This window comes from Sphingobacterium sp. UBA5996, from assembly GCF_002429765.1.
Classification (GTDB): domain Bacteria; phylum Bacteroidota; class Bacteroidia; order Sphingobacteriales; family Sphingobacteriaceae; genus Sphingobacterium.
The window spans coordinates 22,959-42,424 of sequence record NZ_DJAS01000024.1; the positions used below are offsets into that span (position 1 = coordinate 22,959).

Sequence of the window (19,466 nt, forward strand, 5' to 3'; positions counted from 1 at the left end):
ATCCATAGTTTCATTTTTCTGCTCTTTGGTACAGAAGACAGTAAACTAATTAAGGTTATAAAATGGCATTATTCTACAAAAAATAAAAAACCACCATTAAATAAACTAATGGTGGTTTACCTAAAACCCTAACTATGAAATTTAATTTTGGGAAGTCCTATTCCGACAACGGAGTTAATTTAACAGAAATAGGACGTCCAAGTTGACCTTTTGAAATCTCCTTTCCATTCACCAATAATTGTGAATAACCTTTATAGGAATCAGTGCTTTCTATTTTTAATTTTATTGAAACTTCCAAGTATCCCTTTACCACTAATATACTTTCAGCATAACCATCACTTTGAGGTGTAAGATTTCCAAAGACTTTTAATATTTTCTGTTTAAGCACTTCCCAATCGATAATTTGCATATTTTTGGGGATATCAAGATTAGAATGGTTTTGAATTTCCCGATTGCCTGATTTATCAACATAATATAAATCCAGATCATTGAGCCCTTTTGCCCCTTCGTTTAACTCAAAAATATTGTTACTATCTTCGTTAGTCAAGTTTAATAATACTTGGCTCTCAACATTCATACAACATTTTTCCTCCTTCTTTTCACAAGAAAATAAAGTAAATAGTATCAATAGTAATCCTAATTTGTACATATTGTCGTTATTTTTTAATTGAATAAACCATACCTCTTTTATATTGGAAATTATAACCTCCGCCTGCATCAGCACTAGCGAACCCAAACCATCCATTGTTTGAACCTCCCCAACCCCAGTTCATATGAAAGTACAGGAAGGAAGGAAGCACCACCTGTCCATGTACCATCAGGATTTTGCTCACCACAGCTTGTACCACCACGAACACCATCTGCTACCCAGACATGGCCTCCTTTAAATGTATGAAAAATAAATCCACTTTTATCCTTATATCCACTTAAGATTACTGGACGATTGGCTTGAATTTCACTTTTTACGGTATTATAATTAAAGTCAGTTGCTGTCGCTGTGACTGAATAGCCGAAAGTATTTTCTAAGGCGTATAGAATATCATTTAGATTAGAAGCAGCACCTGTGCCATCACAATCCGGTTGTGAATCTACAGAATTGGCTACGTCTCTCATTAACTTAGAGATTTCATTAGCTCCTGATGAAACATCTAAATAACTTGAAACTGCATTTGGCATAATACTATAATTATATGAAGCAGGATATTGATGATATCTCATCACCTGGGACATTGCTGTAGCTACACAGCCTGTATACGCTTTTCCATTACAAGAGTAAGGGGTACAAGACATATCAGGCATTAAATTGTTATAGCCGCCAGATTGATTCCAAGTTGTCTGCAAAAGTGGACCTTTTTCAAATCCCGTTGGTTCACATCCTCCTGCCGGAGGGAAAAATCCAGCGACTTTTTCAATAGATGCTCTTTTTACATTAACTGTTGGAACTTCCCCTCCTAAAAGCTTGACATAATTCCCCTTTTTCAAAAGGTTTTCTCCATTCACATTTTCTCTTGTGCATGATTTTAACTCTTCTATCTGAAGTTTATTTTCATATAACCATGCTTCCGTTGCGGCTGGTATAGTATCGGAGGGAAAGTTTGTCTCATCGGAATATGCTAATACCGGATTAGCCCGACGATCTGCAGCCAAAATGATAAATCCCCCCTTCCCGTAATTAAAAACACGCATTAATGGCGTCCCATTTTCCGATAGAATTTCCTTTTTTAAAGTGGCATTGGTATTTCCAATCTTGGATTTAGTAGACGCCTTTTTATTAGCATCTCCTAAAATAAAATAATGCAGAGAATCTGCGACTTTAATACTTTCACCCAATGGTATGTAATACTCGTCCCTGTTTAATGCATCAGCTTCGATTCCTTGATTCTTACATGAGACTAGGAAAAGACCGCCCAAAAATAAAATAAATAGCTTCTTCATTTAGAATGATAAAAGTTAATATTGGCCAAAAGTATTTATATCAGAGATTATCTAGAAAAAATCTCGACGAACTGTATTTTGACCTAGATAAAATGCATTATAAGCAAGATAACCTAACTATTGGATAATTCAAATCCGATTTTACCACCGATGATAAGTGATATAGGGCCGATATAAGATCAAAGAGATTATAACAGCTAAACCAAAAATTCAATGAGATGATACAATATCACCGCATGCAAAAATAAAATTAGAGCCAGTGGTCACATATAACAACAAAGACGTCTTCTCCAGCCCCTTTCCGAGAGATTCTATTTACATGCAAATCACTCCTAAATGAATATTATGCTATTGGATATAAAATTCAATTTATATAAGTTTGGCAATAACAAGTATACTAGATAGCTGATCTTCATGAAATTCATTTTTTTTATCTGTTCATTATTAATGTCACAGGCTGCCTTCGGACAGAAAACAAGCGTTATCAACAATGAGTCAACTGTTTTTACACTTGAAACTCCAAACAGTAAAATTGATTTTTTAGTCATTGATCCAGCTCCAAAAAGCAAAAAGCCTCTATTTTTGTTTTGTCAGGGCTCCTTGCCCATACCACTATACTTTAATTATAAAAAAGAAGGTTTAAGTCTTTTTGGGGGTGGACTAACCAACTTTAACTACCAGGATATAATTAAGTCGTACCATCTCGTCGTTATTTCCATGCCAGAGACCCCTGTTATTGTGGACGAATCGCAGCTTAATGATTCCTATTGGTATTATGGCGACTCTAAAGATAAAAATATCCCTAGTAGAGCTTATCAAGAAGCAGATTATCTATATAATTATGTGAATCGAGCAGTTTCCGTATTAGATTACCTGAGCAAACAACCTTGGGTAGATAATTCGCAATTAACAATATTTGGACATTCCCAAGGTGGACATGTAGCCGCCAAACTAGCCAATAAATATAAAAAAGTCAGCAAACTGGGTTTATCGGGCACAAATTTGTTTGGACGTATAGACCAAGATATACGGCAAGCAAAGCGCGATGTCCAAAATGGAAAAATTACCTGGCAACAAGCCTCTCAAAAAATTGAACAAACCTATGCGTTTTATAAAGATGCCAACACCCCTGAAAAATTAAAAAACAATCCCAATTTGCGCTCCTGGAAGTCATTTTCACAACCTGCTATTGATGAGCTATTGGGATTTGAATACCCAATCTATCTGGTCTTCGGCACAGAAGACATTGTAGCTGAATTAAATGATCTAGTACCACTATATTTTATAAGAAATCACAAAAACAACCTGACGATAAAACGATATTACAATCTGGAGCATAATTATTTTGAAGTTCAGAATGATGGTAGACCCGATTACAAAAAACCGCATTGGGACGACATCATGACTGACTTTCTAACTTGGACATTAGAGCAAAAAACAACAGTGAATAGCAATTAAACAGTAAAATCCATGCATCAATTAAAATTTCGCAACGCCGAACAACAGGATTTACCATACATCGTAGAAATATACAATTCAACAATTGCCTCTCGTATGGTCACAGCAGATACAGAACCTGTATCTGTTGCGAGTAGACAAAAATGGTTTGACGAACACAACGCTTCAAAAAGACCATTATGGATGGTGGAAGATCAAAATAATCAACTCCTTGGATGGGTCAGTTTCCAATCGTTCTATGGTCGTCCGGCTTATGATGCCACAGTAGAAATCAGCATCTATTTGGACGAACAGCAAAGAGGCCGGGGTCTAGGTAAACAGATTCTCCAGCACTGCATGGATAAAGCCCCAGGTTTAGGCGTACATACCCTGTTGGGATTTATCTTCGCGCACAATCTTGCCAGCATCGCGTTGTTTGAAAAAATGGGATTCGAGGAATGGGCTAATTTACCCAATATTGCAACGCTCGATCAGGAAGAGCGAAGCCTAAAGATACTAGGAATAAGAATTAAATAAACTAAGGTTATACTATTAACAGCTATTATTTAAAATAAATGGCTAAATTATAGCTTAAACAATAAAGATTTCATATGAAACGCTTAATCCAATTCGCTCTGCTGGCGATCGCTCAAGTATTCTTCCTTTCCAGCTCTCTGTTGGCCCAAAACCCTGAACGTACAAAAACTGTCCCAATCGCAAGCGATTCGGCGTATACCAAAATCATACAAGCGTTTCAAGATGGCGGGCATTTTATTTCACAACTGGATCGATCCTCTGGATTCGTTCAGACCAGTGCGTACTTTGAAAACAAGAAGCTGCTTAGCAATAAAGAAGGTGAAAAAATAATTACAAATTTTTTGATAACCCCGTTGAAAGGGGGCGGTTCAAAGATTGTCCTCAATATATTTCTAATAGAACGTCGTAGGGGAGGTAGTTTTGAATCACCAAATTATTATGATCTGGATAAGGGAATTATTCGAGATAATAGAGTTTACCAGCAGATTTGGGACAAAATATTGCCAATTCTATAACATACTAAACTAAAATAAGGCCCTTTGAACTTAGTTCTGCAGGGACAATGGTGTTAAAAAGATTAAATCGAAATCGTCAGTAATGGAATATCCAACCCCGACGCCATCATACGAGTCTTACTTCGATGGGTCAATGAACTCCAAAAACCATACTTATAAGGAATCATAACCAGCAGGTCTGTATTGCTTTCTTTAACTTCGTCACGAATGGCTTTTACCACCTCATTGGAAGTTACATTTTTATAATAATAACTTACAATTCCCATCACATCGTTGATGGTTTCCCGTGTCTCTTTTCCTTTTTCCTCATTCAGCTGCTCAACGGTCTTACGAATATTGAGTACCTCCAGTACTGCCCCAAAATCACTCGCAAAATCCTTCACTTTTTCTAAAATTTCCTTTTGCACACCACGAACGACATCACAAGCAAAAAGAATATGCTGAAGCCCTGTAAATTTTGCGCCGAGCGGAATAGAAAGGATCGGTATTTTTAATTTGCTGATAGCTGCAGTCGTTGTATTACCAAGCATATCCTGATCAAAAGAACGTTTAGCCATACCCATCACTAACAAATCGGCCCCCGTCTCTTCGATACATTTGGTCATCTGATCGTAAAATAGACCTGCAGCAAGATATGGAATAGCCAAAACACCGCTCTCAGCGGTAATAGCATCTGCCTTATGTTGTAGAATCTTACTTTGATGTTCAAATATTTTAAACATAGAATCGGGAGAAAGCCGAGCGTTCATCGCATGAATGGAAGGATTTTGAAGGGAAAATAAAATGAGTTCATACTCTTTTCCAGCAAAGACTTCCATAATAAATTTTAAGGCATGCTCTGCCTCCTCAGCGTAATCTGTAGCAACAATAATCCGTTTCATATAATCCAATTTAATTGAATAAAAAATCCCTTTTTATTATTCTCAAGTTACCGAAAAATAATAAATCTATCAAACGGATTATTGTCGAAACAGCGTCAATTTTCTCCCGACATTTCCTATTTTAAATAGCTTGCCTTAACAAAAGGAGCTTTTTTCAAATAATCGATACTTTGCTGTAGACCAGTGTAAATATCATTACGAGTTTCTTCTAACTCAACAAAGATATATTGTAATCCTGCCGCTTTTGAATTGTTAAAAATAGCATCAAACCCCACCATACCGCTTTGACCAATTTCACGATGATCTTTAATATGTAATGCTTTAAATCTACCCGCATATTTATTGAAATAATCCACAGGACTAACCTCCCCCATTACTGCCCAATATACGTCCATTTCGAAAAATACATGCTCGGGATTTGTATGCTCTATCATATAATCGTACATCACTTTATCTTCCACTTTTTTAAATTCGTGTGAGTGGTTGTGATATCCATATACAATTCCCTGCTGGCGGCATTTAGCACCCACCGCATCCAGATAGCGACATTGTGTTTCCAGATCTTTAAGTGTTTTAGGGACCTCCATCCAAGGCGTAACAATGTATTTCATCCCCGCAGCTTTGTGCGTAGCGATACACTCATCCCACCATTTTAAAGATTCGCTAAAGTCTCCAGACGATAGCTCTTTTTCTGACAAAGTCTTCGTAGCGTGTGATGAAATCACCTTCATTCCCGCCTTTTCCACTTTTGCTTTAAACTCCTGTGGACTCAAATTATATAATTTGCCATCTTTATATCCCGCAGCTTCCACTCCAGTATAGCCTAATGCAGCGATTTTTTGCAGAATCTGGTCGAAATTTGGGTTCTTCCCAATTTCTTCACGTACAGAGTATAACTGTAGACCGATTTCCTTTTTTGCAGCTTTTTGTTGCGCAAATGTTGGAGTAATAGCCAACATCATACATCCAGCTACCAATGTTCCAATAAGATTTCTTCTTTTCATTTAGTGCTCAATTATTTTTTATAGACTTCATTTAACGCACAATCATCTGTAAAAGCAGTGCTCAGAGATTATTTAGGGTGTTGTGTTCAATGTACCTGCAATGTATGTAAATACTGCAAAAAAACACAATGTTTTATCGCCTTTATTTGTTTCAAATGCAAAATAGCCTCTCATAAAGAAGTTATTATCCAATTAAAATTATAAGCCAACCCCAACAATTTATCGCTCAGCACTGTTCTAGTTATGTAAATTAACATTTTTAATTATGGAAAATAAGTATAATACGCCCGAAAATAGCGACCACAAACAGGAGGAGAAACTACCAGAAGTGGCCGTAGAAGAAAAGGATGATTTACCAGCCGGCAAAAACATCAAGCGCACACTTATTATCGCGGTATGCCTATTGATCGTATTTTATATCATATATTATTTTATGAGTGGAAAATAATAAACAACTTCCACTACTATACAACTTCCACAGCTTCGACAGAATTTGACGGATTCCTTGAAACCGAAGCTGGGAAATTGTTTTTTTCATACACGGTAGATACCCAGTTGGCTGGACCAACAATTGGCCATCGTGATTAAATGCTAGACAACTATCTTAAAGCACCACAACGCACCCGCAGGAGACGACGAGGATAAACCGATAGTTTCTTTTATATGATTAGTTTTTCTATCCCCTAGCGATAAGGTAACAATGTACCATACTCGTTAATATGGGGAAGGTGATGTAAGGTCCGTTTATTAATTTAAAGAATTTCTGCTATTACACATTCTTCGATTACGCTAAAATAAATCTCTTTCCCACTTATAAAAGGCTATTGTAACAAACATAACATTAAAATAAACCAAATACAAATTTTTAATCAAAAAAATAAACGATATTTTGCGCAAATTGTCATTCAATTCGTTATATGACGGACGAAGACAAAGTATTACTTGAAACAATTGGGTTACGCTTTAGAGCAAAACGAAATGATTTATATTACTCATTGCGCGATCTATCCCATATAACGGGCATTTCAACAGGAACACTTAATGGTATTGAAAAGGGTAAAGACCTAACGTTCACAAATTTTTTAACCCTATGCCGCAGTCTCGAAATTCAACCAGCACTCTTTTTTCAGCACGACATTGTATTCAAATCGCCATATTCGCTACCTCCAGAGGCGCGAGAGCGAATCACTCTGAGCAAAAAATTAGATAATCTCGTGTATCATTCCGATTTTTTTGACACAGAAAGACGTGTTTCTGATGTATTGATTCAATTGGGTGTTGATAAGAATGAGAGCAACAAGTTTTCTGTTTACTTATCGAACTATTGCGAAGAGGGAGCACTTGTTTACCGACAACATGGAAATTTTAAAACCTACCGTAAAAAGAATTAGAGGAAAGCACTAAATTTCTTTGTTGGAAAGTTCACGAAAACGGTTTGCCCTCCTAAATGTCCCCAAATCATTAAAACGAACTCCATACCGACGTAAGATATCCTGAGCTGCATTACGTCCAATATGCCGTACGTAAAAGGTTTCGTTAACAACAAAATGATGAATGCTGTGGGTCCAGCCGAAAAAGAAACAGAATAATTGCATCGGAAACGTCCACCACACTGTCAGTACCTGTGTCTGCTCCATGACATTGCCCGCCTCAACATCACCAAAGTAATGCATATTTGATGTAATAAAATGTAAACAAAATTGACGTAATAAGTTTGGTAAAAGAATAACATAAATTAACCCATGAAAACTTATTAACATGTTATCAACATACTGTGGAAAACTCAAATCTAACCTGAACAATGTATTCAACCAGACCATTAGCAAATCTGCGAAATAGAAATATAAAACCACATGTGCAAAAATCGTTACGGGAACAATGCTCAAAAACATAATTCTTTTTAGTTTTGAAGAAGTCTCCAATTTTAGATTTCCATTTTTTACTTCCTCATCCATATCGCTAAACATCCGATAAAGGCGAAAGAGTCCTCCCAATACAACATCAGGTGTTGTCAACAGACGTTTAATTGACCAACGTTCACCATTTGTCACACTACGCTCTTCAACATCGTGCAACGTACCTGAAAATTTATGGTGATGATGGTGCAAAGTTCTGCGAATCCAAGGATTGACAGTCAGTGGCCTCAAAATCCAAACACTAAAAAGCATAAAATGATGAATACCTCTTTGTTTTTTAAAATATAGCCAGTGGATTAGATCATGCTCTATCTCGTGCAATACGCCCATAAAAAATGCATTGCTAACAATCATTAACCAAGTCGGTACAACTGCGCGGTACCACCCCATCGATACAAGCAGAATCGCTAGGATTGCGATAGCAAATATCAGCAGCCCAATGCTGTTCTGGCGTTTTAATATGGGGTATATTCCTTTAAGCTCCTGATAAGACTGATTTATTTCTCTCCTAATCTGGCTCGACTTTTCCTGATGTGTCAATTCGATGTGATTTTTTTGGTAAAAATAGGGATTTTTTCGTGTACTTCTCCTATACTAAGCCTTATGAATGCTTCCACAAAAGACTTCCGCAAAAAATATTTCCACACGCTGTAACATAATGAGCTGATCGGCTACTAATAAATTAAAATCAACATATAAGCATACACAGTCATGGAAAAGAAATCAATTTATAACTGGAAAAATAATTTATTCGGAACAAAGTCTACCCTCTATTGTAATGATGCTGTGATCGGTAGCCTGGAATCTATTGATTGGAATCTAGATGCGCATGTTTCTATCCATAAAGACAAGTATCGCTTCATAAATAAAGGGCTTTTTAATCCATACACAGAGATTCGAAATCAAAACAATGAGCTGATCGGTGATATTGAATACAATTCCTGGAAGAGTAAAGCTACCATTAGCCTGATCAATAAAAAATACACATGGAGCCCTAAAAATAGGTGGATGACCGCATGGCAAATTGAAGATGAGCTAGGAAAAGTTGTAGAAATCAAGCCCTCTTCGCTATTTAATGGTGGCAAAATAGAAAGCTGCGAAAACAGCGAATTGATCTTATCTATAAGTTTATATCTGCAAAAGCGTACTACAGTGATGTTTTCTATGGTCGCCCTAATTCCACTATTGACCTTAATACTTATTTAACGTAGCAGCCAACTTCTAATACATATCAATTCAAGCAGATCTTTCATCGGGTCTGCTTTTATTGTGAAATCTAAGCATTATAAACTATATCACTTAATTACAATAAGATAACACCATTTTAATACTGAATTTATGTAAACACCTTACGTTCGTATTAACGATGTAATTTACAATCAATGGTTTCAACAGCCACATCAATTTCGGCCATGAAGCCAATCGTCTTTATATCTAGTAGGCATTTGGTTACCCCCTCAGCAATCCTCAACACATATCCATGTACAAGCCCTACTACTTTCTCTATTCAGTTCGGCAAGCGCATAACTTGCCGAACATTCTAGTATTCATCAGACCAGAACACTTCTAAAGTACTTAACTACTGAAAGGATCTGTCTTTTTCTCCGTTTTTACAATTTTAATCAGATGCTCCAGCGCATTTTTCAGACGCTTGGCATCATCTTCTGTTTGGATAGCCCACAAAATTTCATCCGTGCTTGGCGACGACTTGAATCGAATTTGATGACCTGATTTTACCCTGGCAATGACAAGTACATCTGATTTCGCAATATCACTTCGAAAATGCTGGCCACTGGAAAGAAAGACTGTCAGCACTTTCCCATCTACCGTCACCGTATCAATTTTTGTATCCTTATAATGATAAGCAACTTTATACAGCTTGTTAATATAGGCCATCGTTTGCTGTTTATTCAAACCCGCATTTTGGGCTATTGTAGGTATTACAATACCAATCGCCAAAAGAAAGCACAAGAAGAAATTTTTCATTTATCTATTATTTTTTATTCTCGTATTTGCCTCACCATCGACAGCCGGGCCGATTCCTTGACAAATTACCTCTATTCACCAAAACAATCCACCCCATTCATCACCCGAGCAGAATAGCATGTAGCACCAATCGCAGGAGCAAAATACGTTCCTTTTATTTATGGCTTAAAAATATAGATTTTATTCACTTTTTTGCCTATAATCCTCAAAACTAAACAATTTTCAGCAGCAGACTTTCGGTTGTCGCTGCTGAAAATACTTTTGGATAAGCTTATCCTAATTATTCCTTCGATCTCGACAAGTCCCGCGCATTTTCAGCCATACGGATAAATTCAGCACGATAACCTTCCTCATCTTTTCCTTTGGAAGCTTTTGCACGCACGATCAGCTGGTCAAAATCGGCCTTTTGCTTAAAATCAGAATCACGAAGTAGTAAACCAAGTTCCGCTACCGCAGTTGCAAAACGTAAATCTTCACTCACATTGTTCAACTCCGTTACCGCAGTTCCTACCACCTTTTGCTGCAACTTACTTTTCTCCCCTTCAGGCTCCTTATACCGAAATTTAACTGTTGCCAGTTCAGCATTTCTCCTTCCAGTTGCCGGACTTGCATGCTGCTGATATTTTAATGGATCTACCGTTCCGACCATTCCCGACTCAACACCGACAGGTACAATTTCATACAAGGCTGTCACCATGTGGCCTACGCCCATATCACCGCCCATCTTTTGATCATTATTGAAATCCTCGGCCTCCAGCATACGATTTTCGTACCCTACCAAGCGATAGGCTTGCACGTACCTTGGATTGAATTCGACCTGAATCTTTACATCTTTAGCAACAGTAAACAACGTTCCGCCAAATTCGGTCACCATCGCCTTTCGTGCTTCCGAAATATTATCGATATAAGCGTAATTTCCATGACCTTTGTCCGCAAGGATTTCCATCTTACTATCCTTAAGATTCCCCATGCCATAACCAAATACCGTAAGGAAAATGCCTGATTTACTTTCTTTCGCAATCAATTCTTCCATCGATTCGTCACTGTGGTCTCCAACATTAAAATCACCGTCACTGGCCAAAATAATCCGGTTGTTTCCACCTTTGATAAATTGCTGCTTGGCAATTTCGTAAGCCTTCTTAATTCCCGCTGCACCAGCAGTACTTCCGCCTGCTTCCAGCTCTTCAATAGCCGATTTTATTTTCATCTTTTCGTCTCCAGGCGTACTTTCCAATTTTACCCCTGCCGATCCGGCATAAGTCACAATAGCCACATGGTCTATATCACGAAGCTGATCAACCAACATCTTCAACGAAGCTTTTACTAAGGGCAGACGCCCCGGCCCCATCATCGATCCAGAAACATCAATCAAAAACACCAGATTGGAAGCTTTAAGCTTTGCCGTAGGCATATCTTTTGCTTTTAACGTTACACGCATAAGTTGATGCGCAGTATTCCAGGGTGCCTTCGTCAATTCAGTGACAATATTTACGGGCTCACCATTATTAGGACCAGATACCTCATACTGAAAATAATTGATCATCTCTTCAACGCGTACCGCATCTTTTTCAGGCAAACTTCCCGAATTGATAAAACGACGTACATTACTATAAGAGGCGGCATCAACATCCGCTGCAAACGTTGATAAAGGTTCTTTAAGCGGATTGATAAACTTATTTTCCTTTACCTTCCGATAAGATTCCTGGTTTTGATTAGGCATGTATGCCGTCCCTCTGATATACAAACTTGACACTTGTCCCGACAAAGCTGAATTAACATGCATCATCGGTGCCGTCTGGCGCTTCACTTTGCGCTCATATCCGGTCACCACAACTTCATCGAGTGTATTGTTTTGCTGCACCAAGGCCACATCAACCTTTGACCGATGGTTGACCGCGATCCGTTGCTCGAGATATCCGATATAACTAAAAATCAAGGTATTTTTACCATCCTGGACCTGGATGCGATAATTTCCTTTATCATCCGTCAGACGCTGCTCTTTGGTTACGGCATTGCTTACCTGCACCCCGGCAAGAGCAATTCCTGTATATGCATCGACCACCTTACCGCTGACTTCATATCCCTGCTTGGCGTACCCACCGAAGGATAGCAACAAGCCTATCACAAAAAGTATTGTTCTCATAGCATTCATTTTTTTGCCAAGGGATGCACGAAATATTAAATTTCCATAAACCAGAAAAAAAAAATACTTTTAGACTATATAATGTCCGCATTCAAGTCGTCAAAAATAGATACACCACAAGACCATGAGCTCTTGTTGCGCTATCAGGAGTCTATGGATCTCCAGGTATTGGGCGATCTATACCAGCGACATACCGAAATGGTATATTATGTTTGCTTAAGGTATCTCCAAGATTCCGAATTGAGTAAAGATGCGGTCATGAATATCTTTGAGGAATTAATATATAAAGTCAACAAGCAGGAAATCAAAGATTTTCAAAGATGGCTCTATGTATTAAGCAAAAACCATTGTCTGATGTATTTGAGGTCTCAAAAAAACAAATCTCAAGTTTCTTTGGATGAATTTGTGAAATTTCCGGGAGACCTGCATCAGTATGAACAATATGATGAAAAAGAAGAGCAGTTAACGGCCATGGAAGGCTGTCTGGACAAATTGCCAGAAAAACAGCAACAGTCGGTCAGACTTTTCTTTTTAGAGGAAAAATGTTACAAAGAGATCAGTGAATCTACCGGTTATAGCTTGAATGAAGTAAAGAGTTATATCCAAAATGGGAAACGGAATTTAAAAAATTGCATGGAGGCTTGGAATGAGCAACAGTAATTACGACATAGCATACTTAAAGAAATACGTCAACGGTGAACTATCTCCTACGGAGATGTACGCGCTTGAGCGTGAGGCACAGCGTGACCCCATGTTGGCGGATATGCTGATGGGTATAGAGATGGATCAAAATAAAACCGTAATTGCAGCAATCAATCAGCAGATTAGCCAACGTGCAAAAAGGGATAAGGTTGCTAAAATTAAAATATTGGACTGGAAAAGACTAGCCATCGCCGCTTCTACAGTAATCGTTTTGGGGGTATGTCTTGTACTTTTCTGGCAGCAGGAAAAAAATAGATCTGAGACAAAACGTACTGCTGACGTAAACGTTACTCAGGATAAGCCAAAAACAACGGTTATGGGAGAGGATTCTACCACGGCCACAGATGATATCAAGTCAAATATCGAACCGCAAGATCGTTCGCCACAATTGGCAGATAACAACAGCCCCCGTTTTCGTGAACAACATCCACAAGAGGAGGTCACGATTTTATCGCGCGAACCCTCCCTACGTGTAAAATCACTGGAAGAAATGGAAGGACGTCTTAATAGTGATCGCCCTGTATTTGGATTAAGACCTCAAGACAGTGCGACCGTGATTAGCTATACACCCATAGCAAAGAAAAAAGAGGCCTCTCAAACGATGATGATGCGAGGAAACTCAAGTTTAAACAGTACACTTGCTGGCAAAGCTGCGGGGATTTCGTCAGTACAACAAGGCGGTATACCCCTTCAACTCACCGTTCGCGACAAAGAAACGGGCTTACCTCTTTCAGGGGTCACCATCATTCAACCCAATAGTAAATTGGCAACCAACACTGATGCGCAGGGACAGGCGACCATCCAACCAAGCTCGGTGGATTCACTCGTCGACATCGTGGCCCTAGGTTACAATACCGTCGCAGTGAATATGCGCCGCAGTAAAAATACCACAATCAGATTGCAGCCCTCCAGCAATTCGCTGGATGAAGTTGTCGTCACCACGATGTCTTCACGCAAATCAAAAAGTGCTGAACCCGTATGGGGCTGGAGATCATTCAACAATTATATCAAGAAAAAAACAGCCAAAAGCCGTTATGAAGGCACCGTACGCATAAGCTTCTATATTGATAAGGGTGGATTTCCAACGAATATCAGTATTCTCCAAAGTGCAAACGAGTACCTTGATGCCAAAGCCAAGGAAATTATACTCTCAGGTCCCAAATGGAATGGAGAAGATTACCGATATGTTACATTAACCTTCGAATTCACGATGTAAATACGTAGAACTTATTTCCTAAACACAAAAACAGTCTAAACTGATCAATGCATTAATTTTTACACCAAATTAATCAACAAAGTGATTTTGATTTAAAATTATTTCCTACTTTAGCGCTATAATTATTAACCATACAGTCATTTTTTATGAAAAGTTTTTTAACTGGCCTGCTCGTGCTTAGCTGTTTATACGTACAAGCACAAGATTTTTCATTCGGTAAAATAAAAAAGGAGGATTTTGCCATTACTATGGACAAAATAGACACGGCCGCAAATGCCTTTGTCTTACGTGAATATGGCTCTGCAGAAGTCAACTACAACAAGAATAAGGGTCTAGTTGTTGAGTTTTTCAAACATGTACGCATTAAAATCTTAAACAAGGAAGCCTATAATTATGCAAACTTCAGCATTCCATTATACAAAAGTGGAAATGAACGGGAAGTTCTTATGGACATCAAGGGATCATCCTATCATCTTGTTGGTGACAAAATTGTAGAAACAGAGATGACCAAAGCAAATATATTTTACGAAAACTCCTCAGAAAACTATGCAATAACGAAAGCAGCTATTCCACAGGTTCAAGAAGGTACAATTATTGAATACCGCTATCGTACGGAGTCTCCATTCATCTTTAACCTAAATTCTTGGGAATTTCAGGAAGACCTTCCGAAACTTTATAGTCAATACGTTACTCGCATTCCCGAAATCTGTCATTACAAAGCCAATCTAAAAGGTGGGCTGGCCGTCAGTAACAGAAAAGTAGAAAATTACAATACAGGTCTATATTCTGAAGTTGGGGAAATCTTAGGAAGTAAAACCATCTATACCATGGAAAATATCCCAGCTTTCCATGCCGAAGATTATATGACTTCTTCCAAAAACTTTAGATCAATTATTTTCTTCGAACTCGGCCGATACAGTGTTCCAATGGGAACAACAAAAGACTTCTCGCTCACTTGGGAAAATGTCAGAGATAAACTGGTACAAAGTGAAAGCTTTGGTGGGCAGGTAAAGCGAAAAGGTGCATTGAAAGATTTTATCGACCCTATATTACAAAATGCACAAGATGACCTAGAAAAAGCGGCACGATTGTATTCCTATTTTCAAAAACAAATAAAATGGAACAATCAACATTCAATTTATGCAAAAAACATTAAAGAAGCCATTGAAAAGAGAACAGGCAATAGTGCGGATATCAACCTCGGACTTGTCAATGCTTTACGATACGCGAAAATAGAGGCCAATCCTGTGATCTTATCTACGCGCGACAATGGATATGCCGGACTTTATGCCCCCGCAATATCGGAGTTCAACCATGTGATTGCACAAGTAAAAATAGGTGAAAATTACTACCTGCTGGATGCCACCTCTCCCTATGAAATGTTCGGAAATATTCCGATGAAATGTGTCAACTACCATGGAAGATCGATTCCCCTTGAAGGTGAATCCGACTGGGTAAAACTCGATGCAAACCTTCCTTCCACCTACAGCAACTTTTTCTACGGCGAACTATCTGAAAATGGTGAACTAAAAGGAAAATGGATAACATCACGGAATGGTTATGGTGCGTCCAAAATGCGAGAGCGTCTTCAAGGAAGCAATTCTGAAGAAGAATTCTATGAAAAAATAGACGAAGAAAACAATCGCATCAAAATCAACAGTTTTAAAGTATCTAATCGGGAGTCACTTGATAAACCATTAACTGAGGAGTTTGAAATTGAGATTAAAAATTTTGCAACCTTGCAATATGATCAACTTCTATTCAATCCTTATATTGATACCAAAATGTCTAAAAATCCTTTCAATCTAACAGAGAGAAATTACCCAATTGACTTTGGTTCTTTAATCCAAGAAGAAAGTTATATGGAAATAAAACTGCCAAAAGGGTATTCCTACTCCATAGCAGATAAGTTAAAAAACATCAGTATGGCTCTTCCAGAACGCGCGGCAAGATATATCTTCAAAATCAACAATGCGGCCCCCGATGTTTTAGTGATCGAATCTGCTACCCAATTAAACAAACCTCTGTTTATGCCTGAAGAATACTTTGATTTAAAAGAGTTTTTCAGCAGAATTATCCAGGCAGAAAAATTGGATGTCGTACTCAAAAAAATATAATAACCCTTAACAAAAACTTCATTTTATATTGATGATAAGCTTAAATAAGGGTGATAAATTTGAATATCAAAATAAAATAAAATGATTAAAGATTCAGATTTATTCGAACTAGAACGTACCTTCCTTGGAGAAGGCTTCGAATTGGATGGTGATGATATTATCACCGATGAAGACTAGGTCTTCACTTTTTAAGCAAGTATTATTCCCCTTATATAATCTCAAAGCCCAGACATTCTTTGCTGGGCTTTTTCTTTACATCCTCAAAATGACTGCCGAATAAGCAAACGCGAATTTCGTGCTTATCCAGACTGGAGTATACCAGCTAAAAGGCCATCAAAAGTAAACATTGGCTGCACACATGTTTTGTAAATTTCATGAGTTAGTGTCCATCAAGTCACCATAGGCCGACCTTAACAAATAAATTGCATCCGACATACGCTGCTCGTCTAAATGAGCAAAACCCAATCGCAATGCAGTAACCATCCTATTTTGATATAGACAATTGCTTGGAATTAATAATCCCCTGCCTCGCGCCTTTTCTTGTAATACAGTCAAAGAAAAAACAGATTTGAACTGTACCCAAAAAGCCAGTCCAGCCTCTGGAACTGTGAAAGTAACTTCATCTTCAAAATAACGCCGCAACAACACTCCAAACAACTCTTTGCGCTCTGCAATAACTTTCTGAAATTTACGCTGATAACGAAAGATATCACCCTGATGGATAATTTCACCCAATGTTTTCTCAATCATAAAATTCGGCTTCCCGAAGATATTCAGATATTTTTTACCTTCATCTAGCAGATCCTGAGGCGCGATCAAAAAATTCATTTGGAAACCTGGAGCAAAGAAACTTCCGAAAGCACCGGTATAAATCACCCGGTTGCCTGCATTTTTCCGAAAAAGCGATTCCCCTTTTGTTTTAAAAAAGGATGACTCGAAATCTACATCATCCTCAATAATGATAAAATCGTACTGCTCGGCCAGTTGTAACAATTGAATTTTCCGTTTTTCGGAAAGGTTAACCGTCGTTGGATACTGACATCTGGAGTTGAGATAAACACATCTGATCTCGCCGGGCTTAAATTGATCGCCGATCCTACCTATAATCATACCATCCGCATCTACCGGAACGGTTTTCAGTTTGGCTCCTGCTTGACTAAGTATCATATTGGGAAGAAAATAACTTAAATTCTCCACCAGCACAACGTCGTCACGCCGAATTAATAATCGGGATAAAATGGAAAAGATTTGCTCACGGCTGGCAATTGGCAACAAGAAGTTCCGGGAAAGATGAAATCCCCTAGTCAAGTTCAAATAATAACTTAACTGATCCCTAAAAAACAGATTCCCCTCCGTAGTGGTTGGAAAGTCATCACTTTTCTTTTTGCGTTTAACCATTGATGCGTAAAAACGTACCAGTTCCTCAGCACTAATAATACTGTAATCTGGTGTGCCATCCGTAAAATAATACTTCTCTGAAGCTTCTAACTTAGGCATATCCAATATCAGCTCCCTTCGGAAAGAATAAGGTGCAAAACTAGGTGGCTGCCTAAAGGCACCCATGGTCGATGTCGAAGCGTCGATACGTTCGGGATTTTTCACAAAAGTACCTCGATTGGGTACAATGTCCACCCAGCCCTGCTCCTGCAATTCAGCAAATGCGGCTACGATAGTTTTTCGGTGCACTTTCAATTCATCTGCAATCTTTCGGCTTCCAGGCAACAAATCTCCATCCTCTAAAAGATTCCGTTTAACTGCATTGATAAACTGATACACGATCTGTAGATAGACAGCGTCATCCTTGCGACGGTCAATCTTAATAATAGAATGAAAAGCTATACCAACCGGACTACTCATTATGTTTATTTCGGACGATCAAAGTTAAAATTTAATCTATAATCTTTGTAACCAAGATAAAAAAACATCTTTAAATAGGATGTCGCAACATGACTAAAGGAATTAGACCCGATTTTATAACAAAACTTATGGATAACATGGAATCAAAACGAAAATGGACGCAAGAAGAAGTTGTCGCGCTATACAACAAACCGTTGATGGAGCTTCTATATGAAGCTGCAAAAACACATAGAAAATATCATGACCCCAATAAAGTGCAGGTATCCACATTGATTTCAATAAAAACAGGTGGATGTCCCGAAGACTGCGCTTACTGTCCCCAAGCCGCACGTTACCATACACATGTTAAGGCAGAGAGCTTGATGAGCGTTGATCAGGTCAAAGAGCAAGCCTTGGCTGCCAAGGCTCGTGGCAGTTCACGGATCTGCATGGGAGCCGCCTGGCGCAATGTGAAGGATGGTCATGAGTTTGACCGTGTACTTGATATGGTTCGTACCCTAAACAAACTTGACATGGAAGTCTGTTGTACGCTCGGAATGTTGACCGAAAACCAGGCACAACGTTTGTCTGAAGCTGGATTGTATGCCTACAACCACAATCTCGATTCTTCTTCCGATTACTATCAAGAAATTATCTCGACCAGAAGTTACGATGATCGCTTAAAAACGATCGAAAATGTCCGCAAAACAAATATCACAGTCTGTAGTGGCGGCATCATTGGAATGGGCGAAACTATTGCAGATCGTGCCAAAATGTTGATTACGCTGGCGTCACTCATTCCGCAGCCCGAATCGGTGCCGATCAATGCATTAGTGCCTGTAATGGGTACACCAATGGAGGCAATGGAAACCGCATCCATCTGGGAAATGGTACGAATGGTTGCTACGGCGCGCATTTTATTGCCCAAAACCCAAGTCCGCCTATCGGCAGGGCGCACCTATATGAGTAAGGAGGGACAAGCTTTGTGCTTTTTCGCAGGAGCCAATTCGATTTTCTCGGGCGATAAACTACTCACCACACCCAATCCCGACGGCAACGAAGACCTCGACCTATTTAAAGCATTAGGTCTGGTTACACAGCAGCCGTTTGAGAAAAAAAATCAGCCCGAAACCATCGCAAAAGAAATGGCAATTTATCACGATCTTGGAGAAAGACCCAAATGGTCAAGACCCAAACATACAGTTCTCCGCAACATCGCTAAGCAGCAGAAGAAAGAATAA

At 38.6% G+C, this 19,466-nt stretch carries 18 protein-coding genes; 10 read left to right on the plus strand and 8 right to left on the minus strand.

Translation table 11 applies throughout. The features are described 5' to 3' along the window. Nucleotides 1-157: 157 nt before the first annotated feature. Nucleotides 158-745: a hypothetical protein gene (locus B3E00_RS18535; protein WP_293882326.1), complete on the minus strand. Its 588-nt coding sequence runs from the start codon at nucleotides 743-745 to the stop codon at nucleotides 158-160. Continuing rightward, nucleotides 724-1,935, minus strand: coding sequence for a C10 family peptidase (locus B3E00_RS18540; RefSeq protein WP_293882325.1), 1,212 nt, complete (start codon nucleotides 1,933-1,935; stop codon nucleotides 724-726). The genes B3E00_RS18535 and B3E00_RS18540 overlap by 22 nt, the downstream gene beginning before the upstream one ends. Before the next feature lie 414 nt (nucleotides 1,936-2,349). On the opposite strand from B3E00_RS18540, the gene B3E00_RS18545 reads away from it, so the two are divergent. The 3 genes from B3E00_RS18545 (at nucleotide 2,350) to B3E00_RS18555 (ending at nucleotide 4,424) form a co-directional block, all read left to right on the plus strand. Continuing rightward, nucleotides 2,350-3,393 (plus strand): alpha/beta hydrolase, encoded by a 1,044-nt coding sequence (locus tag B3E00_RS18545; protein ID WP_293882323.1) that lies wholly within the window; start codon nucleotides 2,350-2,352, stop codon nucleotides 3,391-3,393. A 12-nt stretch (nucleotides 3,394-3,405) separates the two neighbouring features. Beyond that, on the plus strand, nucleotides 3,406-3,909 hold the full coding sequence (locus B3E00_RS18550; RefSeq protein WP_293882321.1) for a GNAT family N-acetyltransferase: 504 nt from the start codon (nucleotides 3,406-3,408) through the stop codon (nucleotides 3,907-3,909). 74 nt (nucleotides 3,910-3,983) lie between these two features. After that, on the plus strand, nucleotides 3,984-4,424 hold the full coding sequence (locus B3E00_RS18555) for a hypothetical protein (RefSeq protein ID WP_293882319.1): 441 nt from the start codon (nucleotides 3,984-3,986) through the stop codon (nucleotides 4,422-4,424). Nucleotides 4,425-4,486: 62 nt separating this feature from the next. Here the strand turns inward: B3E00_RS18555 and B3E00_RS18560 are convergent, their stop codons facing one another. Together B3E00_RS18560 and B3E00_RS18565 are read right to left on the minus strand one after the other, a co-directional pair. After that, nucleotides 4,487-5,305 carry a universal stress protein gene (locus B3E00_RS18560; protein WP_293882317.1) on the minus strand — a complete coding sequence of 273 codons (819 nt, stop codon included), beginning with the start codon at nucleotides 5,303-5,305 and terminating at the stop codon, nucleotides 4,487-4,489. Between the two features lie 116 nt (nucleotides 5,306-5,421). Next, entirely contained in the window at nucleotides 5,422-6,309 is an 888-nt protein-coding gene (locus B3E00_RS18565; protein WP_293882315.1) for a sugar phosphate isomerase/epimerase family protein, read from the minus strand. A gap of 265 nt (nucleotides 6,310-6,574) precedes the next feature. On the opposite strand from B3E00_RS18565, the gene B3E00_RS18570 reads away from it, so the two are divergent. Together B3E00_RS18570 and B3E00_RS18575 are read left to right on the plus strand one after the other, a co-directional pair. Continuing rightward, nucleotides 6,575-6,757: a hypothetical protein gene (locus B3E00_RS18570; RefSeq protein WP_293882313.1), complete on the plus strand. Its 183-nt coding sequence runs from the start codon at nucleotides 6,575-6,577 to the stop codon at nucleotides 6,755-6,757. A 469-nt stretch (nucleotides 6,758-7,226) separates the two neighbouring features. After that, a complete protein-coding gene (locus B3E00_RS18575) occupies nucleotides 7,227-7,700 on the plus strand; it encodes a helix-turn-helix domain-containing protein (protein WP_293882311.1) in 474 nt (157 codons plus the stop codon). A 9-nt stretch (nucleotides 7,701-7,709) separates the two neighbouring features. Here the strand turns inward: B3E00_RS18575 and B3E00_RS18580 are convergent, their stop codons facing one another. Beyond that, the gene (locus B3E00_RS18580; protein WP_293882309.1) at nucleotides 7,710-8,765 is read right to left on the minus strand and encodes a fatty acid desaturase; all 1,056 of its coding nucleotides are present in this window, start codon (nucleotides 8,763-8,765) and stop codon (nucleotides 7,710-7,712) included. A gap of 171 nt (nucleotides 8,766-8,936) precedes the next feature. Between B3E00_RS18580 and B3E00_RS18585 the strand changes: the two genes are divergently transcribed. Next, the gene (locus B3E00_RS18585) at nucleotides 8,937-9,431 is read left to right on the plus strand and encodes a hypothetical protein (protein WP_293882307.1); all 495 of its coding nucleotides are present in this window, start codon (nucleotides 8,937-8,939) and stop codon (nucleotides 9,429-9,431) included. A 369-nt stretch (nucleotides 9,432-9,800) separates the two neighbouring features. On the opposite strand, the gene B3E00_RS18590 is transcribed toward B3E00_RS18585, so the two are convergent. Then, on the minus strand, nucleotides 9,801-10,211 hold the full coding sequence (locus B3E00_RS18590) for a hypothetical protein (protein WP_293882305.1): 411 nt from the start codon (nucleotides 10,209-10,211) through the stop codon (nucleotides 9,801-9,803). Between the two features lie 280 nt (nucleotides 10,212-10,491). Beyond that, nucleotides 10,492-12,354, minus strand: a complete 1,863-nt coding sequence (locus tag B3E00_RS18595) for a vWA domain-containing protein (RefSeq protein WP_293888933.1) — start codon at nucleotides 12,352-12,354, stop codon at nucleotides 10,492-10,494. Between the two features lie 81 nt (nucleotides 12,355-12,435). On the opposite strand from B3E00_RS18595, the gene B3E00_RS18600 reads away from it, so the two are divergent. The 3 genes from B3E00_RS18600 to B3E00_RS18610 all read left to right on the plus strand — a co-directional run bounded on the left by B3E00_RS18600 (nucleotide 12,436) and on the right by B3E00_RS18610 (nucleotide 16,389). Next, nucleotides 12,436-13,014 carry an RNA polymerase sigma factor gene (locus B3E00_RS18600; RefSeq protein ID WP_293882301.1) on the plus strand — a complete coding sequence of 193 codons (579 nt, stop codon included), beginning with the start codon at nucleotides 12,436-12,438 and terminating at the stop codon, nucleotides 13,012-13,014. Continuing rightward, nucleotides 13,001-14,272 carry a TonB family protein gene (locus tag B3E00_RS18605; RefSeq protein WP_293882299.1) on the plus strand — a complete coding sequence of 424 codons (1,272 nt, stop codon included), beginning with the start codon at nucleotides 13,001-13,003 and terminating at the stop codon, nucleotides 14,270-14,272. Before B3E00_RS18600 ends, B3E00_RS18605 begins: the two co-directional genes overlap by 14 nt. Before the next feature lie 146 nt (nucleotides 14,273-14,418). After that, complete coding sequence (locus B3E00_RS18610) at nucleotides 14,419-16,389, plus strand: transglutaminase domain-containing protein (protein WP_293939650.1); 1,971 nt, start codon at nucleotides 14,419-14,421, stop codon at nucleotides 16,387-16,389. A gap of 372 nt (nucleotides 16,390-16,761) precedes the next feature. On the opposite strand, the gene B3E00_RS18615 is transcribed toward B3E00_RS18610, so the two are convergent. Further along, nucleotides 16,762-18,246, minus strand: coding sequence for a PLP-dependent aminotransferase family protein (locus B3E00_RS18615; RefSeq protein ID WP_293882295.1), 1,485 nt, complete (start codon nucleotides 18,244-18,246; stop codon nucleotides 16,762-16,764). A 128-nt stretch (nucleotides 18,247-18,374) separates the two neighbouring features. Here B3E00_RS18615 and bioB point away from each other — a divergent pair, with 128 nt between their 5' ends. Beyond that, entirely contained in the window at nucleotides 18,375-19,466 is a 1,092-nt protein-coding gene (gene bioB / locus B3E00_RS18620) for a biotin synthase BioB (RefSeq protein ID WP_293882350.1), read from the plus strand.

Bases quoted from the DNA above. Each gene is read 5' to 3' on its own strand.
- B3E00_RS18535 (WP_293882326.1), bottom strand. From the start codon at position 745: ATGGATGGTTTGGGTTCGCTAGTGCTGATGCAGGCGGAGGTTATAATT.
- B3E00_RS18540 (WP_293882325.1), bottom strand. From the start codon at position 1,935: ATGAAGAAGCTATTTATTTTATTTTTGGGCGGTCTTTTCCTAGTCTCA.
- B3E00_RS18545 (WP_293882323.1), top strand. From the start codon at position 2,350: ATGAAATTCATTTTTTTTATCTGTTCATTATTAATGTCACAGGCTGCC.
- B3E00_RS18550 (WP_293882321.1), top strand. From the start codon at position 3,406: ATGCATCAATTAAAATTTCGCAACGCCGAACAACAGGATTTACCATAC.
- B3E00_RS18555 (WP_293882319.1), top strand. From the start codon at position 3,984: ATGAAACGCTTAATCCAATTCGCTCTGCTGGCGATCGCTCAAGTATTC.
- B3E00_RS18560 (WP_293882317.1), bottom strand. From the start codon at position 5,305: ATGAAACGGATTATTGTTGCTACAGATTACGCTGAGGAGGCAGAGCAT.
- B3E00_RS18565 (WP_293882315.1), bottom strand. From the start codon at position 6,309: ATGAAAAGAAGAAATCTTATTGGAACATTGGTAGCTGGATGTATGATG.
- B3E00_RS18570 (WP_293882313.1), top strand. From the start codon at position 6,575: ATGGAAAATAAGTATAATACGCCCGAAAATAGCGACCACAAACAGGAG.
- B3E00_RS18575 (WP_293882311.1), top strand. From the start codon at position 7,227: ATGACGGACGAAGACAAAGTATTACTTGAAACAATTGGGTTACGCTTT.
- B3E00_RS18585 (WP_293882307.1), top strand. From the start codon at position 8,937: ATGGAAAAGAAATCAATTTATAACTGGAAAAATAATTTATTCGGAACA.
- B3E00_RS18590 (WP_293882305.1), bottom strand. From the start codon at position 10,211: ATGAAAAATTTCTTCTTGTGCTTTCTTTTGGCGATTGGTATTGTAATA.
- B3E00_RS18595 (WP_293888933.1), bottom strand. From the start codon at position 12,354: ATGAGAACAATACTTTTTGTGATAGGCTTGTTGCTATCCTTCGGTGGG.
- B3E00_RS18600 (WP_293882301.1), top strand. From the start codon at position 12,436: ATGTCCGCATTCAAGTCGTCAAAAATAGATACACCACAAGACCATGAG.
- B3E00_RS18605 (WP_293882299.1), top strand. From the start codon at position 13,001: ATGAGCAACAGTAATTACGACATAGCATACTTAAAGAAATACGTCAAC.
- B3E00_RS18610 (WP_293939650.1), top strand. From the start codon at position 14,419: ATGAAAAGTTTTTTAACTGGCCTGCTCGTGCTTAGCTGTTTATACGTA.
- B3E00_RS18615 (WP_293882295.1), bottom strand. From the start codon at position 18,246: ATGAGTAGTCCGGTTGGTATAGCTTTTCATTCTATTATTAAGATTGAC.
- bioB (WP_293882350.1), top strand. From the start codon at position 18,375: ATGGATAACATGGAATCAAAACGAAAATGGACGCAAGAAGAAGTTGTC.